General features: G+C 73.6%; 16 protein-coding genes. 10 read left to right on the top strand and 6 right to left on the bottom strand.

The annotated features are described in order from the left end of the window. Positions 1-28 precede the first annotated feature (28 nt). The 4 genes from ACLJQM_RS15040 (at position 29) to ACLJQM_RS15025 (ending at position 3,328) form a co-directional block, all read left to right on the top strand. Positions 29-631 carry a bifunctional adenosylcobinamide kinase/adenosylcobinamide-phosphate guanylyltransferase gene (locus tag ACLJQM_RS15040; RefSeq protein ID WP_360774106.1) on the top strand — a complete coding sequence of 201 codons (603 nt, stop codon included), beginning with the start codon at positions 29-31 and terminating at the stop codon, positions 629-631. Between the two features lie 12 nt (positions 632-643). Further along, the gene (gene cobT / locus ACLJQM_RS15035; RefSeq protein WP_410631722.1) at positions 644-1,657 is read left to right on the top strand and encodes a nicotinate-nucleotide--dimethylbenzimidazole phosphoribosyltransferase; all 1,014 of its coding nucleotides are present in this window, start codon (positions 644-646) and stop codon (positions 1,655-1,657) included. A gap of 241 nt (positions 1,658-1,898) precedes the next feature. Beyond that, complete coding sequence (locus tag ACLJQM_RS15030) at positions 1,899-2,606, top strand: adenosylcobinamide-GDP ribazoletransferase (RefSeq protein WP_410631820.1); 708 nt, start codon at positions 1,899-1,901, stop codon at positions 2,604-2,606. A gap of 32 nt (positions 2,607-2,638) precedes the next feature. After that, complete coding sequence (locus tag ACLJQM_RS15025) at positions 2,639-3,328, top strand: helix-turn-helix transcriptional regulator (protein ID WP_247019941.1); 690 nt, start codon at positions 2,639-2,641, stop codon at positions 3,326-3,328. Here ACLJQM_RS15025 and ACLJQM_RS15020 read toward each other — a convergent pair. The 5 genes from ACLJQM_RS15020 to ACLJQM_RS15000 all read right to left on the bottom strand — a co-directional run bounded on the left by ACLJQM_RS15020 (position 3,312) and on the right by ACLJQM_RS15000 (position 8,665). Further along, the gene (locus tag ACLJQM_RS15020) at positions 3,312-3,668 is read right to left on the bottom strand and encodes a VOC family protein (protein WP_410631721.1); all 357 of its coding nucleotides are present in this window, start codon (positions 3,666-3,668) and stop codon (positions 3,312-3,314) included. The genes ACLJQM_RS15025 and ACLJQM_RS15020 overlap by 17 nt on opposite strands. An 81-nt stretch (positions 3,669-3,749) precedes the next feature. Beyond that, entirely contained in the window at positions 3,750-4,766 is a 1,017-nt protein-coding gene (gene cobC / locus ACLJQM_RS15015; RefSeq protein WP_410631720.1) for an Rv2231c family pyridoxal phosphate-dependent protein CobC, read from the bottom strand. Next, positions 4,759-6,090, bottom strand: a complete 1,332-nt coding sequence (locus tag ACLJQM_RS15010) for a cobyrinate a,c-diamide synthase (RefSeq protein WP_410631719.1) — start codon at positions 6,088-6,090, stop codon at positions 4,759-4,761. The genes cobC and ACLJQM_RS15010 overlap by 8 nt, the downstream gene beginning before the upstream one ends. Beyond that, complete coding sequence (gene cobO / locus ACLJQM_RS15005) at positions 6,084-6,698, bottom strand: cob(I)yrinic acid a,c-diamide adenosyltransferase (protein ID WP_360774093.1); 615 nt, start codon at positions 6,696-6,698, stop codon at positions 6,084-6,086. The genes ACLJQM_RS15010 and cobO overlap by 7 nt, the downstream gene beginning before the upstream one ends. Further along, a complete protein-coding gene (locus ACLJQM_RS15000) occupies positions 6,698-8,665 on the bottom strand; it encodes a putative cobaltochelatase (protein ID WP_410631718.1) in 1,968 nt (655 codons plus the stop codon). The genes cobO and ACLJQM_RS15000 overlap by 1 nt, the downstream gene beginning before the upstream one ends. 67 nt (positions 8,666-8,732) lie before the next feature. Between ACLJQM_RS15000 and cbiE the strand changes: the two genes are divergently transcribed. The 6 genes from cbiE (at position 8,733) to ACLJQM_RS14970 (ending at position 16,407) form a co-directional block, all read left to right on the top strand. Then, complete coding sequence (gene cbiE / locus ACLJQM_RS14995) at positions 8,733-9,926, top strand: precorrin-6y C5,15-methyltransferase (decarboxylating) subunit CbiE (protein ID WP_410631717.1); 1,194 nt, start codon at positions 8,733-8,735, stop codon at positions 9,924-9,926. A gap of 226 nt (positions 9,927-10,152) precedes the next feature. Further along, positions 10,153-10,914 carry a precorrin-4 C(11)-methyltransferase gene (cobM, locus tag ACLJQM_RS14990; RefSeq protein WP_247019927.1) on the top strand — a complete coding sequence of 254 codons (762 nt, stop codon included), beginning with the start codon at positions 10,153-10,155 and terminating at the stop codon, positions 10,912-10,914. Next, positions 10,911-11,927, top strand: coding sequence for a Gfo/Idh/MocA family protein (locus ACLJQM_RS14985; protein ID WP_410631716.1), 1,017 nt, complete (start codon positions 10,911-10,913; stop codon positions 11,925-11,927). The genes cobM and ACLJQM_RS14985 overlap by 4 nt, the downstream gene beginning before the upstream one ends. Beyond that, positions 11,924-12,643: a cobalt-precorrin-6A reductase gene (locus ACLJQM_RS14980; RefSeq protein ID WP_410631715.1), complete on the top strand. Its 720-nt coding sequence runs from the start codon at positions 11,924-11,926 to the stop codon at positions 12,641-12,643. The genes ACLJQM_RS14985 and ACLJQM_RS14980 overlap by 4 nt, the downstream gene beginning before the upstream one ends. Then, on the top strand, positions 12,640-13,299 hold the full coding sequence (gene bluB, locus ACLJQM_RS14975; protein ID WP_410631714.1) for a 5,6-dimethylbenzimidazole synthase: 660 nt from the start codon (positions 12,640-12,642) through the stop codon (positions 13,297-13,299). Before ACLJQM_RS14980 ends, bluB begins: the two co-directional genes overlap by 4 nt. A gap of 18 nt (positions 13,300-13,317) precedes the next feature. Then, entirely contained in the window at positions 13,318-16,407 is a 3,090-nt protein-coding gene (locus tag ACLJQM_RS14970; protein WP_360774073.1) for an arabinosyltransferase domain-containing protein, read from the top strand. A gap of 76 nt (positions 16,408-16,483) precedes the next feature. On the opposite strand, the gene ACLJQM_RS14965 is transcribed toward ACLJQM_RS14970, so the two are convergent. Beyond that, complete coding sequence (locus ACLJQM_RS14965; protein ID WP_247019918.1) at positions 16,484-16,663, bottom strand: hypothetical protein; 180 nt, start codon at positions 16,661-16,663, stop codon at positions 16,484-16,486. Between the last annotated feature and the right edge of the window lie 23 nt (positions 16,664-16,686).

Below are 16,686 nucleotides of genomic sequence, written 5' to 3'. Positions count from 1 at the left end.
CGGTAGCGCGTGCACCACAATGCCGGGTATGACCAAGCTGACCTACCGGCTCGCCGGGTACCTCGAGACCCTGGCACGCGCCCTCCGCCGGTACGGACGCGACGAAGGCAAGGTGCTCGTCCTGGGCGGGGTCCGCTCGGGGAAGTCGCGGCACGCCGAGCGGCTCGTCGCCGGCCACCCGCACCTCGTCTACGTCGCGCCCGGCCTGCCCGCGGGCGAAGACGACCCCGAATGGGCCGCCCGGGTGGCCGCGCACCAGGCGCGGCGGCCGTCGCACTGGAAGACCGTCGAGACGACCGACCTCGCCGGCACCCTGCGCACGGCGACCGAGCCGCTGCTCATCGACTGCCTCGGCACCTGGCTCTCCCGCGTCCTCGACGACGTCGGCGCGTGGGACCAGAAGCGCGGCTGGGAGCACCGGCTGGACGACCGGCTCGAAGACTTCCTCGCCGCGTGGGCCGCGGCGCGGGTGCCGGTGGTCGCGGTCAGCAACGAAGTCGGCAGCGGTGTGGTGCCCGCAACGTCGTCCGGACGGCTGTTCCGTGATGTGCTGGGCGCACTCAACAACCGGGTGTCCGCCGACGCCGACCGGGTCGTGCTGGTCGTCGCGGGCCGGGCGCTCGACCTGTAGCTGGAGGCGCCCGTGTTCGACGTACCCGTGCCCGACCCCGCCGCCCGCGCCGCCGCGCTGGAGCGGCTCGACGGCCTGGTCAAACCGCTCGGCGCGCTCGGCAGACTGGAGGAGCTGGCGGCCTGGCTGTCCGCGGCGCACGGCAGCGTCCCGCCGCGCCCGCTCGACGACGTCCGGGTGGTGGTCTTCGCGGGCGACCACGGCGTGTCGGCGCTCTCGGCGTACCCGCGCGAGGTGACGGCGGCGATGGTCCGGGTGTTCCTGGCGGGCAAGAGCGGCGTGAACGTGCTGGCCGCGCAGGTCGGCGCGCAGGTCCGGGTGGCCGACCTCGGCGTGGATTGGGACGGTTCGGACGTACCGGCCGCGGTGACGGCCCACAAGATCCGCCGCGGTTCGGGCTCGATCGACGTCGAGGACGCCCTGGCTCCCGGCGAAGCACGCGCGGCGTTCGAGGCGGGCCGGGCGATCGCCGCCGAGGAGGCCGGCGCGGACCTGCTGATCCCGGGCGACATGGGCATCGGCAACACCGCGGTGTGCGCGGCGGTGGTCGCGGCTTCCCTGGGCCTCCCGGCCGCGGAGGTGGTCGGCACGGGCACGGGCGTGGACGCGGCGGGCCTGTCCCGCAAGACTTCGGCGGTGGCCGCGGCTTTGTCGCGGGCAGAGGGCCGCGTCGAGGACCCGTTCGACCGCCTGACGACGCTGGGCAGCGCATGCCTCGCGGCCACGGCGGGCTTCCTGGTGGAGGCGGCGGTCCGAGGCATCCCGGTCCTGCTGGACGGCGTGTTCTCCGGCGCGGCGGCCTTGGTCGCCCGGGACATCGCCCCGGGCGTGGAGCAGTGGTGGCTGGCCGGGCACCGGTCGACGGAGCCGTCGCAGGCGTTCGCGCTGAAGGCACTGGGCTTGGAGCCGATCCTGGACTTCGGCCTGCGGCTGGGCGAAGGCAGCGGCGCGGTGCAGGCGGTCCCGGTCCTGCGAGCGGCCCGGGCGATCCTGGCGGACATGGGCCTGCTGGCGGACCTGGCGTGACGCACGAGCCGCCCGGGGGCCCCGACCTGACGTCCACGGCCCCCGGCTCCGGCCCGGGCGGTTGCTGCCTGGCCGCCCCCGGGAGAAGACAAAACCCCACCACTCCCAGGGGGCCGTCCCACGTCCAGTCTACCGGCCGCTGCACCGCCGAAACCCCCGCTCGGCGATCTGTGGACAACTCAGCCACCGCCGAGCCACCTGTGGACAACCAGCCGTGAGCCGCTGGGCCGACTCCGCGCGGATGGCCGTCGGGACCCTCACCACCATCCCGGTCCCGGCGCCCCGGGTCATCGACCGCCGCACGGCCGGCGGCGCCATGCTCCTGGCCCCCCTCGCCGCCGTTCCCCTAGCGCTCGCCGCCGGACTCGTCGTCGCCGCCGGCCAAGCGCTCCACCTCCCGGCCCTCGCCACCGCCGCCCTCGCCATCGGGGCCGTCGCGCTCGGCAGCCGCGGCCTCCACCTCGACGGCCTCGCCGACACCGCCGACGGCCTCGGCGCCTCCTACGACCGCACCAAGGCCCTCGACGTCATGCGCCGCGGCGACGCGGGCCCCACCGGCGTCGCCACCCTCGTCCTCACCCTCCTCGTCCAAGCCGGCGCCCTCACCACCCCCTGCCAAGCGTTCGCCGCCGTCCTCATCGGAAGGTGCACGCTCTCCCTGTCCTGCGCGAACGGCGTCCCCTCCGCGCGCCCGGAAGGACTCGGCGCCACCGTCGCCGGCTCGGTCCCCCGCACCGCCGCGCTCGCCATCGGCCTCGCCGCGGCCGCGCTGAGCACGCTGCTGCCCGGGCTCCCCTGGTGGCGCGGACCGCTCGCGGTACTCCTCGCCTACGGAGTCACCGCCGTCCTCCTCAAGCGGTGCACGACCAGGCTCGGCGGCATCACCGGAGACGTCCTCGGCGCCGGGGTCGAAGCCGCCGTCGCGGCCGCCCTCCTCGCGCTCGCCTGAAACTGTCGTACCCCACCCCTAAAGTCGGCCGCGTGAACCGCACCGACCGTCTGTACGCGCTCGTCGAAGAGCTCCGCGCCGTGGCACCGAGGCCGCGCAGCGCGCGCTGGCTCGCGGCCAGGTTCGAAGTCAGCGCCCGCACCGTGGAGCGCGACATCGGCGCGCTGCAGCAATCCGGCGTCCCGATCTACGCCGAACCCGGCCGCACCGGCGGGTACTGCCTCGACCGCGCGCACACGCTGCCGCCGGTCAACCTCACGCCCGGCGAAGCCGTCGCGATGGCGCTCGCGCTGCGCCGGCTGGACGGCACGCCCTTCCGCGCCGAAGCCGGCTCGGCGCTGCGCAAGCTCGTCGCGGCGATGCGGCAGGACGACGCCGCCGCGGCGCAGGACCTCGCTTCCCGCGTCCACCTGCTCGGCGACGCGAGCAGCCCACCGCCGATGCCGCAGGTGCTCGACACCCGCCGCGTCCTGCGCATCGGCTACCGCGATCGCGCGGGCGCCGTGACGCGGCGGGACGTCGAGCCGCTCGGGTACGTCGGCAAGCCCGGCCACTGGTACCTGGTGGCGTGGTGCCGGCTGCGCGAGGAGATCCGCGCCTTCCGCACCGACCGGATCACCTCCGTCGCCGTCACCGCCGAGGTGCCCCCGCCCCGCCCGTTGCGGCGCGAGGACCTCGACATCCCCTACGGCGTCGTCGACCAGCTCACTTTGGCGGGGTGAACACGGAAAAATGGTTGCCGGCCGGGTCGAGCAGGTGCGCGAAGGTGACGCCGACGGGGTTGACGGTGGGCGCGCGCTGCACGCGGCCCCCGGCGGCTTCCGCGCGCTCGCACGCGGCGGCGACGTCCTCGACGAGCACGGTGAAGATCGCGTAGTCCTCGGTGCCCGCGGAGAGCCCGCCGCGCGAGCCGCCGGTGTCGATCACCCGGTACGCCGTGTCGGTGCTCGCCGTGTCGTCCTGCGCGACCTTCCAGCCGAAGACGTCACCGTAGAACCGTTCGGCGGCCGCCGGGTCGGTGGCGCCGATCTCGAACCAGGCGACGTCGTTGAATCCGGGCATGCTGTTCCTTTCGCTGCCACACCGGGTGTTTCCCGGCTCCGCCCACTCTGGGCGGTGGCGGCGACAGCCCCCTGTCGGTGTTTAGCGAACTTCTTCCAGCGCCTTCAAGAACGCGTCCGTCGTCGCGCGGTCGCGCACGGCCAGCCGCAGGTGGTCCGGGCCGAGGCCGGGGAACGTGTCCCCGCGGCGGACCGCGTAGCCGGCTTCGCGCAATCGCTCCCGCAGCGCCGCGCCGCCGGGCGCCCGCACCAGCACGAACGGGCCGCGCGGGTCGCCGAGCACGGCGAGGCCCGCCGAAGCCAGCCCGGACACCAGGTATTCGCGGTCGGACTCCGCCGCGCACGCCAGCTTCTCGGCTTCCTCCAAAGCGGACGGCCGGCAGCACGCCACCGTGGCGACCCCGGCCAAGGTCGACACCGACCACGGCACCTGCACCGCGCGCAGCCGCTCGACAACGCCGGGTTCGGCGAGCACGTACCCCGCCCGCAGCCCGGCCAGGCCCCACGTCTTGGTCAGGCTGCGCAGCACGACGACACCGGGGTGACCGGCGGCGAGGCTTTCCCCTTCGCCGGGCACCGCGTCCAGGAACGCCTCGTCGACCACGAGCAGCCGCCCGGGCCGCGTCAGGGCCAGCAGCGCGGAAGCGGGGTGCAGCACCGAAGTCGGGTTGGTCGGGTTGCCCACGAACACCAGGTCGGCGTCGGCCGGGACCAGCGCCGGGTCGAGGACGAAACCGTCCGCTTCGGACAGGATCACGCGCGAAACGTCGTGCCCAGCGGCTCGCAACGCGGCCTCCGGCTCGGTGAACTGCGGGTGCACGACGACGGCGCGGCGCGGCCGCAAAGCCGACGCCAGCAGCGTGAACGCCTCCGCGGCACCAGCCGTGACCAGGACTTCTTCCACCGCACACCCGTGCCGCGCGGCCACCGCCGCCGCGGCGTCCACCGAGGAGGGATAGGCCGCCAGAGTGTCCAAAGCGGACACCAGTTCGGCATGCAGCCAGGAAGGTGGCCGCGGGAGGCGGACGTTCACCGCGAGGTCCACGAGCCCCGGCCCGACCTCGCGGTCGCCGTGGTGGTGGAGGTCGTAGTCAGGCACGGGCCCGCACCCGCGCGGCGAACCGGTGCGCCAGCTCCGGGTACCCGGCCCAGTGGACGTGCAGGTAGGACGCGTGCAGCGTCGGCGACGCGAACCCGTCCAGCTGCCGGTCCCAGCCCCAGGCCGCCTTAGCGCCGTGCGAAGGCGTCACCTCGGTGCGGTGGAACTCGTGCCCGGTGACGCGCTGCCCGGCCGCGGCCAGGAGGTTGTCCTCCACGGCGACCGCGCGCCGGTAACCGAGCTTGCCGCGGGCGGTCATCTTCGCGTCCGCGGGCACCGCACCGACCATCGGGAGGCCATCCAGGGACTGGCACAGGTAGAGGAGCCCGGCGCATTCGGCGCTGACCGGCATCCCGCGCTCGATCGCCGAAGCGACCTGCGCGCGCAACGCCGTGTTCGCCGACAGCTCGGCCGCGTGCACCTCCGGGAACCCGCCGCCGAAGTACAGCCCGGCGCACCCCTCGGGCAGGGCTTCGTCGCGCAGCGGGTCGACGTCGACCACGTCGACCCCGCACGCGGCCAGCAGCTCGACGTTCTCGGTGTAGCGGAAGGTGAACGCCGCGCCACCGGCGGCGGCGACCGTCACGCGCGGACCGTCCACACCGGGCGCTTCCCACGGCGGCGCCGAAAGCCGCGGTGCGGCGGTCGCGATCCGGACGATCGCTTCGAGGTCGACGCCTTCGGTGACCCACGCGGCCAGCGCGGGCAGCACGTGCTGCGCTTCCGCGGCCCGTTCCGCGGCCGGGACGAGCCCGAGGTGGCGGCTCGGCGCGTGGATCTCCTCGTTGCGGTACAACGCGCCCAAGAGCGGGACGCCGGTCGCCTCCAGCGCGGAGGCGATCTCGTCGAGGTGGCGCTGCGAGCCGAGCTTGTTGAGGATGACGCCGGCGAGCCGCACGCGGTTGTCGTAGTGGGCGAAGCCGAGCACGGTCGCGGCGACACTGCGCGAAGCGGCCGAAGCGTCGACGACGAGCACGACCGGCGCGTCGAGCAGCCGGGCGACGTGCGCGGTCGAGGCGTACCCCTCGGTGCCGAGCGCGCCGTCGAACAGGCCCATCACGCCCTCGATCACGGCGATGTCGGCGCCGGCCGAACCGTGGCGCAGCAACGGGATCAGCCGATCCTCGCCCTGCAGGAAGGGGTCGAGGTTGCGCGCGGGCCGCCCGGTGGCGAGCGCGTGGTAGCTCGGGTCGATGAAGTCCGGCCCGACCTTGTGCCCGGACACGCGGTGCCCGGCCGTGCGCAGGGCCGCCATCAGCCCGGCGGCGACGGTGGTCTTGCCGTGCCCGGAGCCGGGCGCGGCGATCACCACGCGCGCTACCACTCGATCCCCCGCTGGCCCTTCTGGCCGGCGTCCATCGGGTGCTTCACCTTGGTCATCTCGGTGACCAGGTCGGCGGCTTCGATCAGCTCCGGCGGCGCGTACCGGCCGGTGATGACGACGTGCTGGTGCCCGGGCCGCGAGACCAGGGTGGACACGACGTCGTCGACCTCGAGCCAGCCCCACTTGAGCAGGTAGGAGAACTCGTCGAGGACGTAGAAGCCGTGCGCCTCGGCCGCGAGCCGGCGCTTGATCTCCGCCCAGCCCTCACGCGCGTTCGCCGCGTGGTCGTCTTCGGTGCCGGACTTGCGCGCCCAGCTCCAGCCCTCGCCCATCTTGTGCCACTCGACCGGGCCGCCCTCGCCGGTGTCGTCGTGCAGCTTGCCCAGCGCCTTGAACGCGGCTTCCTCGCCCACGCGCCACTTCGCCGACTTGACGAACTGGAACACGCCGATCGACCAGCCCTGGTTCCAGGCCCGCAGCGCCATCCCGAACGCAGCCGTCGACTTGCCCTTCATCTCGCCGGTGTGCACGGCGAGCAGCGGCCGGTTGCGGCGCTGGCGCGTGGTCAGCCCGTCGTCCGGCACGGTTTCCGGTTTGCCCTGCGGCATCAGGCGGCCCTTCCGGTCCGGGCGCGGACGGCGCCCGCCAGCGATTCGGCGGCGACGTCGGCGAGGGGAACGTGGTCCGCGCCCAGGTGGGCGGCGAGGTCGGCGGCCAGGCCGAGCCGCATCTTGCCGCTCTCGCAGTCCATCACGACCGTCGTGACGCCGGTCAGGAGCCCGGCGGCGGCCTGGGCGCGCGCGACGGCGTCCGGGCCGCTGGTGGCGCGGCCGTCGGTGACGACGACGAGCAGCGGACGGCGCCGCGGGTCGCGGATCTCCTCGATGCGCAGCACTCGCGCGGCCTCCAGCAGCCCTTCCGCCAGCGGCGTCCGGCCGCCGGTGGGCAGGCCTTCGAGGCGGGACGCGGCGGCGTCGACGCTGATCGTCGGCGGCAGCGCCAGTTCGGCGGCGGCACCGCGGAACGTGACCAGCCCGACCTTGTCCCGGCGCTGGTAGGCGTCGAGCAGCAGCGACAGCACCGCGGTCTTGACCTCGCGCATGCGGGCCTTCGCGCCCATCGAGCCGGACGCGTCGACGCAGAACAGCACGAGGTTGCCCTCGCGGCCTTCCCGCCGCGCGTACCGCAGGTCTTCGGGACGCAGCTTCAGCGCGGCGCCGTCGCGGCCGCGGGCTTTCTGGTGCGGTGCCGCGGCTTTGACGGTCGCGACCAGGTGCGGCCGTCCGTCGCGGACGCTCGGCGGCTGCACGCCGATGGTGCGGCCGCTGTCGGTGATCGCGCGCGAGCGCCGGCCACGCTCGCCCTCGCCCGTGCCCTTGACCCGGAAGACCTTGGCCTTGAACGTTTCCCCGGCACCGACGGTCTTCTGCTGCCCGCCGTTCTGCGACTGCTGCGACTGCTGCGGCTGCTGCCCCTGCGGAGCGTCGCCCTGGGGAACCTCCTGCGGGGCCTCGTCCGGCGTCGAACCCGAGCCGGGGCCGTCGTCCTCGGGACCGGGCTGCTCTCCCGCCCCGGCGTCCTGCAGGGCCTGCTCCAGCTGCTCTTCCGAGATGCCGGGCGCGTCGAACGGGTTGCGGCGGCGCCGGTGCGGCAGCGCGAGCCGCGCGGCGACGCGGACGTCTTCGGTGGTGACCTCGTCGCGGCCGGCCCAGGCCGCGTGCGCGACCGCGGTGCGGGCGGTCACGATGTCCGCGCGCATGCCGTCGACCTCGAAGGACGCGCAGATCTCGGCGATCTGGCGCAGGGCGTCGTCGGGCAGCTTGACCGCGGGCAGGAGCTTTTGCGCCGACTCGATCTCCTCGGCGAGCCGGGCGTCCTCTTCGGCGTACCGCGCGGTGAAACCGTCGGGATCGGCTTCGTAGGCGAGGCGCCGGCGGACGACCTCGACGCGCTGCTCGGGGTCGCGGCTGGAGGCGACCTCGACGGTCAGCCCGAACCGGTCCAGCAGCTGCGGGCGCAGCTCGCCCTCTTCCGGATTCATGGTGCCGATCAGCACGAACCGCGCCGCGTGCGAAACGGAAACGCCTTCGCGCTCGACGGTCGCGCGGCCCATCGCGGCGGCGTCGAGCAGGGTGTCGACGAGGTGGTCGTGCAGCAGGTTGACCTCGTCGACGTAGAGCAGCCCGCGGTGCGCGGCGGCGAGCAGGCCGGGCTGGAAGTCCGTGACGCCTTCGGCCAGCGCGCGTTCGAGGTGCAGCGAGCCGATGACGCGGTCTTCGGCCGCGCCGACCGGCAGCTCGACCAGCTTCGCGGGCCGCCGGTGCGCCGCGGCGCCGTCGTGCGGGCCGTCCGGGCAGAGCGGGTCGGGCGCGGCGGGATCGCAGGAGAACCGGCACCCGTCCACGACGTCGACGCCCGGCAGCAGCCCGGCGAGCGCGCGGACCATCGTCGACTTCGCGGTGCCCTTTTCGCCGCGCACCAGCACCCCGCCGACGGCGGGCGAAATCGAGGAGAGGACCAAGGCGAGACGCAGGTCCGGCAACCCGACGATGGCGGTGAACGGGTAGGGCTTCAACAGCACTCCTGAGGTCGGCGACCGGCCGATCATCGCACAGCGCCCGCCTCGCTTAGGGTGGGAAATCGTGCGCGAAAAATCACGTCGACCTGGCTCGGAACAGGCGGCACCCGACGGCCCCACCCGCCTGACGGTGGTGGGGATCGGGGCCGACGGGTGGCCCGGCCTGTCCGAACCGGCCCAGGCCCTCGTCCTCGGCGCCGACGTCGTGCTGGGTGCGCCGAGGCAGCTCGCGTACCTGCCGCCGGAGGTCGGCGGGGTGCCGTGGCCCTCGCCGCTGCTGCCGGCGCTCGACGCGTTCATCGCGGAGCACGAAGGGCAGCGGATCTGCGTCCTGGCCAGCGGGGACCCGTTTTTGTCGGGGGTCGGCACTACGCTCGTGGCACATGGATACGAGGTCGACGCGTTCCCCGCGGTCTCGTCGGTGACACTGGCCCGGGCCCGGCTGGGCTGGTCCGCCGAAGAGACCGAGGTGGTGACGATCGTCGGCCGCTCGTCGGCCCGCGTCGCCCGGGTGCTGGCCCCGCGGCGGCGGGTGCTCGTCCTGGGTGCCGACGCGACGGCTCTGCGCTCCCTCCTCACCGTGCGGGGGTATGGCGAGAGCGAGCTGTTCGCGCTGGAGAACCTGGGCGGCCCCGAGGAGCGCATCACCGACGGCTGGTCCGGCGACCCCGGCCCGCTGACGGTGTTCGCGCTGGAGTGCGTGGGTCCGGCACTGCCCCTGATCGGCATCCCGGACGACGTGTACGCCCACGACGGCCAGCTGACGAAGCGCGACCTGCGGGTTTCGGCCCTGTCGAGGCTCGCGCCGAGCCCCGGCGAGCTGCTGTGGGACGTCGGCGCGGGCGCGGGCAGCGTCGGCATCGAGTGGTCGCGGCTGCACGGGCTGAACCGGGCGATCGCGATCGAGCGAGACCCCGAGCGAGCGGAGCGGATCGGCCGCAACGCGGTGGACCTGGGCGTACCGGAACTGGAGGTGGTGACGGGAGAGGCACCGGAGGTGCTGAGCGCGTTGCCGGCCCCGGACGCGGTGTTCATCGGCGGCGGCGTGACGGTGACGGGAGTACTGGAGGCATGTGTGGCCACGGGAGCGCGCGTGGTGGCGCACGGGGTGACGGTGGAGGCGGAACAGGTGCTGGCCCGGGCGTACGCGGAGCACGGCGGCGAGCTGGTGCGCATCGGCGTGGAGCGAGCGGCCCCACTGGGCGGGTTCACGGGCTGGTCGCCGGCCCGGGTGGTGACGCAGTGGAGCAGCCGATGAGCACGGAAAGCAGCCGCACACGGCCGAGGCTGAGCGCGCGGCCAACCACCGCCACCAACCACCGCACGCCCCCGAGTCCAAGCGGGCGGCCGAGGGCCACCAACACCGGGCGCACCTGGCCGAGTCGGAGCGCACGGCCAACCACCGCCACCACCGGCCGCACGCGCCCGAGTCCGAACGGGCGGCCAACCACCGCCCCTGCCGGCCGCATCCTCGGGAGCCGCCGGTGACCGTCCACTTCATCGGCGCCGGGCCCGGTGCCGCCGACCTCATCACCGTGCGGGGCCGGGACCTCCTCGCCCGGTGCGGCGTCTGCCTCTACCCCGGCAGCATGACGCCCACCGATCTCCTCGCCTACTGCCCGCGGGAGGCGATCCTCATCGACACCGCGAACCTCGCGCTCGAAGCGATCGTCGCGCGGATGGTCGGTGCGCACCAGGACGGGAAGGTCGTCGCTCGGCTGACTTCCGGGGATCCGTCGCTCTACAGCGCCGTCGCCGAACAGATGCGGCGGCTCGACGTCGCCGGTGTCCCGTACGAGGTCGTCCCCGGCGTGCCTGCCTTCGCCGCGTCGGCCGCCGCGCTGAAACGGGAGCTCACCGTGCCCGAGATCGGGCAGAGCCTCGTCATCACGCGCGTCCAGGCGCGGTCCACCAAGATGCCGCCCGGGGAGACGCTCGCCGGGTTCGCCGCCACCGGGGCGACGCTCGCGCTGCACCTCGCCATCAACCACGTCGAGCGGGTGGCCGGCGAACTCGTCCCGCACTACGGCGCCGACTGCCCCGTGGCCGTCGTCGCGCTCGCGAGCCAGCCCGGGGAAACCGTTGTGCGCGGGGTGCTGGGCGATCTCCCCGCGCTCGTCCGCGAAGCCGGGATGACCCGCGCGGCCACGATCTTCGTCGGGCGGGTGCTGGCCGCCACGAACTTCCCCGACAGCTTCCTCTACTCGAGTGCCCGTGACCGGGCCGACCAACCGGAGTCGTTGTGACGGAACTGCGCTGGGGCCTGCTGGCCGCCGGGACGATCGCCGGCCACTTCGCCGCGGGTGTCCAGGAGAGCGAGCACGGCACGCTCGCCGCCGTCGGCGCGCGAGATGCCGGGCGGGCGCGGGACTTCGCCGCGCGGTTCGGCATCCCGAAGGCGTACGGCAGCTACGAAGACCTCCTCGCCGACCCCGGCGTCGACGCCGTCTACGTCTCGACACCGCACGCCCTGCACAAGGACTGGGCGATCGCCGCCGCCGAGGCGGGCAAGCACGTGCTGTGCGAGAAGCCGCTGACGCTCACCGCCGCCGACGCCGAAGAGGTCATCGCCGCCGCGCGGGCGCACGACGTCTTCCTCATGGAAGGGTTCATGTACCGGCTGCACCCACAGACGCGGCGGCTGGCCGAACTCGTCGCGAGCGGCGCGATCGGCGAAGTCCGCGCGGTCGACACCACGTTCTCCTTCGACAGCAACCCCGAAGAGACCGCCCGCCTCAGCGATCCGGCGCTCGGCGGGGGCGGGATCCTCGACGTCGGCTGCTACTGCACGTCGCTCGCCCGGCTGGTCGCCCAGGCCGCGACCGGCGAAGACGTCGTCGAGCCGCTCGAAGTCAGCGGGATGGCCCGGCTGAGCGAGCACGGCGTCGACGAGTACGCGACCGGCCTGCTGCGGCTGCCCGGCGACATCCTCGCGACGATCTCGTGCGGCATCCGCCTGACCCGCGAAGACGGCATCCGCGTGTACGGCTCGCGCGGGCACCTCCACATCCCGCGGCCCGCCTGGATCCACCCGCTCCGGACGCCGGGCACGTCGCAGATCATCCTGACGCCGGCCGGCGGAGAACCGGAGGTCATCGAGGTCGAAGCGACCCAGGGTGTCTTCGCGCGCGAAGCCGACCACGTCGCCACGCACGTCGGGAATCGGCAGGCCCCCGAGCTGAGCTGGGCCGAAACCCTGGCCAACCTGCGAACTCTCGACCGGTGGCGCGAGGCCGTCGGGTACGGACGTCCCCGGTGATCCTCATCCTCGGCGGCACCGGCGAAGCGCGGGAACTCGCCGAAGACCTGACAGCGCGCGAAGTCCGCGTTGTCTCTTCGCTCGCGGGACGCGTGGCGCGGCCGCGGTTGCCCGTCGGCGAAGTGCGCGTAGGTGGCTTCGGCGGCGCAGAAGGACTCGCGGCGTGGCTCCGCGAGAACGACGTGAAAGCCGTCGTCGACGCCACGCACCCCTTCGCCGAACGCATCGGCGCCAACGCGGCGAAGGCGGCCGGGCTCACCGGCATTCCCCTGCTGCGGCTCGCCCGCCCGGGCTGGCAGCCGGGCCCCGGGGACGTCTGGCACTGGGCGGACGACCTCGCCGACGCCGCGAAAAAGCTCCCCGGCCTGGGGAAGCGCGTGTTCCTCACCAGCGGCCGCCAAGGGCTGCCCGCCTTCGCGCACCTCGACGACCTGTGGTTCCTGATCCGCTGCGTCGACCCGCCCGAGCCGCCGCTGCCGCGCCACCACGAGCTGATCCTCGCCCGCGGGCCGTACGAAGCGGCCGCCGAGCGTGAGCTGCTCGGCCGCGTCGACGTCCTGGTCACCAAGGACTCCGGCGGCGGCCGGACCAGCGCGAAGCTGACCGCGGCCCGGGAGCTGGGCAAGCCCGTCCTGGTCGTCCGGCGCCCGCCGCGGCCGGCGACCGAGACCGCCGCGACCGTCCCCGAAGCCGTCGAATGGGTGCTGCACCGATGATCGAAGAGTTCTACGAGGTCCTGCGCAAGCGGCGGGACGTCCGCGGCGAGTTCACCGGCGCGCCCGTCCCGGAAGCGACTCTGACGAGGGTCCTGGAAGCCGCGCACGCCGCGCCCAGCGTCGGGCTCACCCAGCCCTGGGACTTCGTGCTGGTCGACGACCACCCGACGCGCGAGAAGTTCGCGAAGCACGTCCACGAAGAGCGCGAGGTGTTCGCCGCGCAGCTGGCCGAGGACCGCGCCGGCACCTTCGCGAACATCAAGATCGAGGGCATCCTCGAGTCGAGCCTCGGCATCGTCGTCACCTACGACCCGGCCCGCGGCGCGCCCGACGTGCTCGGCAGGCACGCCATCGCCGACGCCGGCCTGTACTCGGTGTGCCTGGCCATCCAGAACCTCTGGCTCGCCGCCACCGCGGAAGGCCTCGGCGTCGGCTGGGTGAGCTTCTACCGGGAGCCGTTCCTGAGCGAGCTGCTGGGCATCCCGGACGGCGTCCGGCCGGTCGCGTGGCTCTGCGTGGGCCCGGTGAGCCGGCTCGAGAGCGTGCCGGACCTGGAGCGCCACGGCTGGCGCAACCGCCGTCCCCTGACGGAGGCGGTCCACCACGGGCGGTTCACCCCACGTGATCCGGGGGCTGCGTCAGCCGCCGACCGCTGACCCGTTAGCGTTGCGCCGATGCGTCTGATTGCCGTAGCGCTGGGGTTGCTCTCGGCCTTGTGCGCGCTGGCTTTCCCCTTCCTGCCGGTGGTGCAGGACACGGCGGAGGTCGTCTGGCCGACCGGCAGCGACACCCGCTCCGTCAACGCGCCCTTGACCGGGTACTGGGCCCAGGACCTGCGTGCCGAACTGCCGTGCGCGGCGATCCGCTCGGTCGACGCCCGCACGAACGGTCCGGGCCTGCTGTTCGCCACCGTGCCGGACGGCCGCACCGACCCGAAGTCGGGCAACGGCGTCGGCATGCAGCTGCGCGTCGACAACGGCGTGCTGCTCGCCTCCAGCCAGGGCCAGCAGATCGCCCAGCAGCCGCTGCCCGCCGAGAAGTGCGACGTCGAACTGGACGTCGACGCGACGCAGATGACCCTCGCCGTGGCCGGGACGCCGATCTTCCACGCCAACGGCGACGTGCGGCCCCGCGTCGTCGGCATCTACTCCTCGATCAACTCGAGCAAGGACCCGATCGCCGGCCTGCACGTCTCGGTCGTGCCGGACACGCGCTACCAGACGTCGCCGACCGCGCTGAAGATCGTCGTCGGCGTGGTCGCCATCCTGTCGTTGATCGGCTGCATGATCGCGGTCTGGCGGCGCGACTCCGGCTTCGCGCGCCGCGCCCCGCGCTGGGCGCCGGTCGGCTGGTGGCGGCTGACGCTGCGGGACGCGACGGTGATCGCCGCGCTCGGCGCGTGGGTCTTCATCGGCCCGGTGACCTCGGACGACGGCTACATCCTCACGATGGCCCGGGTCACCGAATCGACCGGCTACCTGACGAACTACCACCGCTGGTTCGGCGTCGCCGAAGCGCCGTTCGGCTGGTTCTACCACGTGTTCGAGCTGATGACGCACGTCAGCACGGTGCCACCGTGGATACGGCTGCCGTCGTTCCTGCTCGGCGTGCTCAGCTGGCTGCTGATCAGCCGCGAGGTGATGCCGCGCCTGGGCACCCAGATCCGCACCAGCCGCCCGGCCAGCTGGGCCGCGGCGACGGTGTTCCTGATCTGGTGGATGCCCTACAACAACGGCGTCCGGCCGGAACCGGTGGCCGCGCTCGGCTCGCTGCTGGCGATCTGCGCGGTCGAGCGCACGCTGGTGACGCGGCGGCTGCTGCCGCTCTGCCTCGGCCTGACCGCCGCCGGGTTCACCCTGGCCGCGACGCCGACCGGGCTGCTCGCGGTGGCGCCGTTCCTGGTCGCCGCGCGGCCGCTGTTCAAGCTGGTGCGCCAGCGCGCGAACGAAAGCGGCTGGCTGCCGGTGCTGGCGCCGGTCGCCGCGGCCGGGCTGCTCGTGCTGGTCGTGGTGTTCGCCGACCAGACGTTCGCGACGGTGCAGGAGGCCACCCGGATCCGCACCCAGGTCGGCCCGAACCTGTCGTGGTTCCAGGAACTCGCGCGCTACCAGCTGTTGTTCGAAAGCCTGCCGGACGGCTCGGCGCCCCGCCGCTTCCCGGTGCTGCTGGTCGGCCTCTGCACCGCCACCTGCCTGGTGATGCTGCTGCGCCGCGGCCGCATCCAGGGCGCGGCGCTCGGCCCCGCGCGCCGCCTGATCGGCACGACGGCGTTGTTCTTCCTGCTGCTGGCGCTGACGCCGACGAAGTGGACGCACCACTTCGGCGCGTTCGCCGCGGTCGGCGCGTCGATGGCGGCGCTGACCGCGCTCGCGACCAGCTCGACCGTGCTGCGGTCCCAGCGCAACCGAGCGGCCTTCCTGGCCGGACTGCTGGTCGTCGCCGCGCTGGCCGCGACCGGGCCGAACACGTACTGGTTCGTCTCGCGCCTCGGCGTCCAGTGGACGAACGTGGCGCCGTCGATCGGCGGCATCCCGCTGTCGACGATCCTGCTGGTGGCGGCGGCGATCGCCGGGATTTACGCGTTCGTCGAGAACGTCCGCGCGCACCGGCCGGGCGCGCCCCCGCCGGTGCAGGAGGGCCGGCTGCGCGCGCTGCGGCTCGGGTCGCTGTCGCTGGTGGTGGTCTGCGGCCTGGTGGCGGCGGGCGAGTTCGTCACGATGGCGTGGGCGATCCACAACCAGGCCGGCAGCTACAGCCTGGGCGCGGCGAACGTCGGGCACCTGTTCGGCAAGAGCTGCAACCTTTCCGACCACGTGATGGTCGAGCGCGACGCGGCGACGAGCATCCTGCACACGCAGTCCGAGCAGCGGACCGTCGCGGAGAAGCCGCAGGAGAACTCGCCGCTGCCGAACCCGGACCAGGACAACGGCCGCGTCCAGACCGGCTTCCACACCCGTCCGGTCGACGACAAGGACCCGCTGGCCGAGCCGCCGCACGGGTTCACGCCGGAGAAGGTCCCGATGTGGTCGAGCTTCCTCGACCCCGAGACGCGCGCCGGCCGGCTGCGCAGCGACTGGTACGCGCTGACGGAGAAGCGGGCGGACGGCCAGGTCGTGGTGGCGACCGCGGGCGCGGCCCGCCGCCCGACGTCGGTCAGCCTCGACTACGGCCACAACACCCCGGACGGCGTGAAGATCGTCCGCAGCCAGTTCATGCTCCCCCCGGGCGCGGGCACCGGCGGCTGGAACGACACCCGCATCAACCTGCGCGACCTCCCCCCGGAGACGGACGCGGTCCGCATCAACATCGTCGACAACGATCTCACGGAGGACGGCTGGATCGCGGCGTCCGCCCCCCGCGTCCCGACGTTCACGACCCTGACCGACCGCATCGGCTCGAAGCCGGTGTACGTGGACTGGCCGGCGTCGTTCGTGTACCCGTGCGTCCAGCCGGTGACGTCCCACGACGGCATCTCGCAGGTCCCGGCGTACCGCATCACGGCGGGCGGCCTGGCGGACGAGGCCCAGTGGGCGTCGTCGACGAACGGCGGGCCGATCGGGTGGCTGGAGGAGCTGGCCGAGGAGCCCGAAGTGCCGAGCTACCTGATCGGGCAGCCGAGCCAGTCGTGGGGCCAGCTGCTGCAGATCGAGCCGTTCACGGAGGGCATCGCCCCGACGGTGGTGCACGGCGAGAAGACGGTGCCAGGCTGGTGGTCGGCCGGGCCCGGGCCGCGGCAGCCGAACGGCAAGGACCCCACCCGCTGACGCGGTCGTGAAGGCCACCTTGAGGAACTCCATGTTCCTCAAGGTGGCCTTCACGAATTTCTGGTCGGGTCCCTGATCATGGCCCGGTCGCGCCGCCGATGCTTCTCACGAGTTCGGCCAGCGCGACGAGCATGGCTGGATCGCCCCGATCGATCACGAACAACGCAAGCAGCAGCACACCCGCTATCACGAGCAGCCACAGCGCATTTCCACGGCGCACGATTACGGCGATCGCAGCAACGATCACGACACCCACGAACGCCACTCCGGCGAGCACCA

The sequence above is a fragment of the Amycolatopsis sp. cmx-4-83 genome, from assembly GCF_046548815.1.
Taxonomy (GTDB): Bacteria; Actinomycetota; Actinomycetes; order Mycobacteriales; family Pseudonocardiaceae; genus Amycolatopsis; species Amycolatopsis pretoriensis_A.
Note: the sequence above shows the minus strand (reverse complement) of the source record. Positions and strands in the feature narration are given on the sequence as shown.